General features: G+C 61.6%; 5 protein-coding genes. 2 read left to right on the plus strand and 3 right to left on the minus strand.

All coding sequences use genetic code 11. The annotated features are described in order from the left end of the window. Both D6877_RS00235 and D6877_RS00240 read right to left on the minus strand, forming a co-directional pair. The coding region (locus D6877_RS00235; RefSeq protein WP_130909470.1) for a TetR/AcrR family transcriptional regulator at window positions 1-440 on the minus strand (440 nt) is incomplete at its 3' end. Between the two features lie 90 nt (window positions 441-530). Then, window positions 531-1,553, minus strand: coding sequence for a hypothetical protein (locus D6877_RS00240; protein ID WP_130909471.1), 1,023 nt, complete (start codon window positions 1,551-1,553; stop codon window positions 531-533). A gap of 279 nt (window positions 1,554-1,832) precedes the next feature. On the opposite strand from D6877_RS00240, the gene D6877_RS00245 reads away from it, so the two are divergent. Next, window positions 1,833-2,114 (plus strand): hypothetical protein, encoded by a 282-nt coding sequence (locus D6877_RS00245; protein ID WP_130909472.1) that lies wholly within the window; start codon window positions 1,833-1,835, stop codon window positions 2,112-2,114. Window positions 2,115-2,165: 51 nt separating this feature from the next. Here D6877_RS00245 and D6877_RS00250 read toward each other — a convergent pair whose 3' ends face one another. After that, window positions 2,166-2,372, minus strand: coding sequence for a hypothetical protein (locus D6877_RS00250; RefSeq protein ID WP_130909473.1), 207 nt, complete (start codon window positions 2,370-2,372; stop codon window positions 2,166-2,168). 245 nt (window positions 2,373-2,617) lie between these two features. On the opposite strand from D6877_RS00250, the gene D6877_RS00255 reads away from it, so the two are divergent. Further along, window positions 2,618-4,362 (plus strand): L-lactate permease (locus D6877_RS00255; RefSeq protein WP_130909476.1); only part of this gene is annotated, 1,745 nt, incomplete at its 3' end.

The following is a 4,362-nucleotide window of genomic DNA, read 5'->3' on the forward strand; positions in this document are numbered from 1 at the left end:
ATCCGCTTGTCCTCGACCCACTGGCGAATCTTCGCTTCCTTCATCTTCGCCCAGTCATACAGGCTCGCATCCAGCGCCTCGCCCAGGGTCGGCGCGCCGTGGATGATCTCGTTGGCCCAGACTTTCGAGCCATACGGCCGGCTGCGTGAGTGGTTCATCTTGGCGCGGATGTAACTGCTCAGCACCACGCGCGGGTCGTCGAACATCTCGAAGCACAGCGCGTCCTGTTTCCACACTTCCAGCAGATCGAACAGCACCGCGCTGTACAGCTCGCTCTTGGTGCTGAAGTAGTAATGCAGATTGGAACGCGGCAACTGCACTTCGGCAGCGATGTCCGCCATGGCGGTGCTGCCGAAGCCTTTCTCGGCGAAAACCTTTTCCGCCGCCAGCAGGATTTTCTCGACGTTACTGCGGCGAATTTCGATCTTGTGATTGCCCATGTGGGCTCCCTGACAACAGCGTTGCGCAAGACTAGCATCCGCTCTGATCCGGGCGCGACCGCCGCCAACAAAACTTCGCAGGTACAAGCGCTATGGCACAGCGCTCACACCGATAGGCATTTGCTCATTCACGCCCAAATTACCTTCAACCTGCCCGGCCATGTGCAACGTGCCGGCCATCACCCCCGTGGTCGGGTTCTGCAGCAGCTTCTGCCAGGCTTTGTCGAAGGTATTGCCGAGGCTGCTGCGGATCAGCGCTTCGCTGTCGTGGCGGTCGTTGGCCTGGATGATGGCGCGAATGCCGGCAACGCCGACCGAAATCATCGCCCCGGCCAGTTTCCCGGCTGCTGCCGCCACTGCACTGGCGGCGCCGCGCGGGGCCATTTCCGCTTCGATGCGCTGGCTGGCGCGCTTGGCCACCGGGGCCATCGCCGCGTCGGTGGAGGAAATGCCCTTGGCGCCGCCGTTGGTGTGGATCTTGTCGATCAGTGCGGCGTACGCCGGGAGGGTGTTCAGCGGCTCGGTGCTGATGACTTTGAACAGCGACGCATCCCGCGCCGGCGGCGGGCCCAGGGCGATGGCCGGGATCTTCTGCAAGCGCCCGTTGAGCTGCGCAATCGGCACACCGTGACGCTGGGCGATGAGCGGCATCTGCTGCGCCATCAACTGCGCGTAGAACGCCGTGGCCTGCGCCAGGATCGCATCCGGATCGATCTCCACGGCGACCGGCGCGAGGACTTTTTCCTGATATTGCTCAAGCAGATACGCCGCCAGCCGTTTCGCCGAAGCGTCCTGCTCACCGCCGGCGCTGATCGTGTACCAACTGACCTTCATCGACAGCCATTCCTGGGTCCAGTAGCTGCTGAACCAGGGGATGAAATTTTCTTCAGTTTGCTGATAGACCCGAGTGCGCCAATGTTCCATTGAGCCACGGGCGAACAGCTTGACCTGCTCGGTGGCCTGTTGCGATGCGCTGAGGATCTCGCGGTCGATCTGCTGCCAGGTTTGCGCCGACACCACCACCGCTTGCGGCGCACTCACCGGTGCCCGGGCCGAGGTGGCGCAGCCGGCCAGCAAAAGCAGTGCGGCGACGACCAGCGCGCGTGGGTTCACGGTGGTGGTGTCCTTTGGCTTGGGGAGGTGCTGGTTTGAGTATAGGTGGGTCAGTCGATTTCGATGCTGAAGGTTCCGGCCTCATCGCGAGCAGGCTCGCTCCCACATTTGAATGCCTTGCACCTGTGGGAGTGAGCCTGCTCGCGAAGGCGCCAACAGCAGCACCACAAACCTCAACCATCACCGCCATCGATATCCACCATCGCCACGATTGCCTTCCGCCCTCCCTTGATGAAAGGCACGATTGACCCATCCGAAACACAACGAGGCGTTCACATCATGATCCACACCCAAGTCACCCTCGCCGTGAGTTTCCCGGTGTTCGGCAGCAACTACTACCAACAGCACGTCGTGCCGCGCAAGGCGCAGACGCTGGTGTTCAACAAGGATTTCGACGATCTGCTGATGCCCGCCGCCAGCAATCATTTCAGCAATGAAGTGGTCGGCCTCAACGATCAGTTCCGTTTTCTGAGCGACATACTCGCCACCCATTTGCTCGATCACGAGGCCTCGGTGCCTGCGCGATCCCGCGTCCAGGCGAACGCTCGTTTTTTCAGCTGAAGGCTGATGCACAGAGGGCGTTCCTTTGATGGGAACGCCCTCTTCATTCAATCAGTCATCATCGCGATCACGGTGATAACGACGGCCATCGCGGCGGTCGTCATCGCGGTCGTCCCAGCGCCGGTCATGGTCGTAATAGCGGCCGTGGTCGCGGTCGTAGTGCCGGCTATGCCGGTGGTCATCATCAAAATCCGCAATACAGCCGCTCAGCAATACGGCGGCGGTCACAGTGAGCAGCATCGTTGTCGCTTGCTTCATTCAACACTTCCCTAAAACCCAAGGTCTTGACGACGGAAATCGCCACGCTGCACCGCGTCTTCGGGACGCAGTGCGCGCAGCCGCAGATACGACCGGGCAAAAGCGCGTTGATTCAGTGGCCACTATCGACCGTTTGTCGGCCCGTTCGCCACGGCCGAACGGCGGCGTAATGCCACCTATACTGCTTGCAACCAACCCCCATGCAATGGATCTGCACCCTCAATAACAACAAGCAGAGGTGGACCATGGTCTGGCAGCAAATCTACGACCCGTTCGGCAACCCGGTGCTCTCTACGCTGATGGCCGCAGTGCCGGTGGTGGTGATGCTCGCGGCGCTGGCGTTCTTTCACGTCAAGGCGCACCTGGCAGCATTGCTGGCGCTGGCGTCCGCCCTACTGATCTCGATCTTCGCCTTCGACATGCCGGCGGGCATGGCCGGTTCGGCGGCGTTGTTCGGCGCGGCGAATGGCTTGCTGCCGATTGGCTGGATTGTGCTCAACATCATCTTTCTGCATCGCCTGACCACCGAGAACGGCTCGTTCAAAGTGCTGCAGGATTCCCTCGCGCGGATCACCGATGACCGACGTTTGCAGTTGCTGCTGATCGCCTTCTGCTTCGGCGCGTTCTTCGAAGGTGCGGCGGGGTTTGGCACGCCAGTGGCGGTGACCGGGGCGATCCTGATTGGCCTGGGTTTTTCGCCATTGGCCGCATCCGGCCTGGCGCTGATCGCCAACACCGCGCCAGTGGCTTTCGGTGCGCTGGGCACGCCGATCATCACCCTGGCCAAAGTCACCGGGCTGGACGAGATGGAGCTGTCGATGATGGTCGGGCGGCAGTTGCCGTTCTTCTCGGTGCTGGTGCCGTTCTGGCTGATCTGGGCGTTTGCCGGCTGGCGCAAGATGCTCGAAGTGTGGCCGGCGATTCTGGTGGCCGGGGTGAGTTTCGCCATCCCGCAATTTCTCGTGTCCAACTACCACGGGCCGATGCTGGTGGACGTCATCGCTGCGCTGATATCCATGGCCTGTCTGACGCTGTTCCTCAAGGTGTGGAAACCGGCGACCATCCACACCTCGGCAGCGCTGTCCGGGCGCGTCGACAACTCCAAAGTCGATGAAGAAACAGTCAACGCCAGCGCCGCGTTCAGCGATCAGGCGCGCCCGGCAGTGATGCGTGCGTGGATGCCGTGGATCATTCTCACGGTGTTCGTTTTTGCCTGGGGCACGCAGGGCTTCAAGAACATGTTCGACACGCGCCCGGTGATCGACCCGGTCACGCAATCGGCCAAGCTCGACCCGCAAGGCAAACCGGTGCGCGAGGCCAACCCGATCTTCGCCCCAGCGGTGACCTTCACCGGTCTGCACCTGCAAATAGAAAAAGTGCCGCCGGTTGTCGCAGCGCCGAAAGCCGAGGAAGCGATTTACAAGTTCACCTGGCTGACCGCGACCGGTAGCGGGATTTTGCTGGCGGCGATCGTCGGCGGTCTGCTGATGGGTTATTCGATCCCGCAACTGATCAAGCAGTACCTGCGCACGTTGTGGGTGGTGCGATTTTCGTTGATCACCATTGCGGCGATGCTCGCGCTGGGCTTCCTCACCCGCTATTCGGGGCTGGATGCGACCATGGGCCTGGCGTTCGCGGCGACGGGGATTTTCTACCCGATGTTCGGCACTTTGCTCGGCTGGCTGGGGGTGGCGCTAACCGGTTCCGATACCGCGTCAAACGTGCTGTTTGGCGGCTTGCAACGGGTGACCTCGGAACAACTGGGTATCAGCCCGGTGCTGATGGCGGCAGCGAACAGTTCCGGTGGGGTGATGGGCAAGATGGTCGATGCGCAGTCGATCGTCGTTGCCTCGACCGCAACCCGTTGGTATGGGCATGAGGGCGAGATCCTGCGTTATGTGTTCTTCCACTCGATCGTGCTGGCGATCCTGGTCGGCGGGCTGGTGACGTTGCAGGCGTATGTCGCACCGTTTACCTCGATGGTGGTGGG

The organism is Pseudomonas sp. Sample_9, assembly GCF_004307535.1.
Lineage (GTDB): Bacteria > Pseudomonadota > Gammaproteobacteria > Pseudomonadales > Pseudomonadaceae > Aquipseudomonas > Aquipseudomonas mercuritolerans.

Coding starts and splice junctions, on each gene's coding strand:
- D6877_RS00245 (WP_130909472.1), top strand. CDS start 1,833: ATGATCCACACCCAAGTCACCCTCGCCGTGAGTTTCCCGGTGTTCGGC.
- D6877_RS00250 (WP_130909473.1), bottom strand. CDS start 2,372: ATGAAGCAAGCGACAACGATGCTGCTCACTGTGACCGCCGCCGTATTG.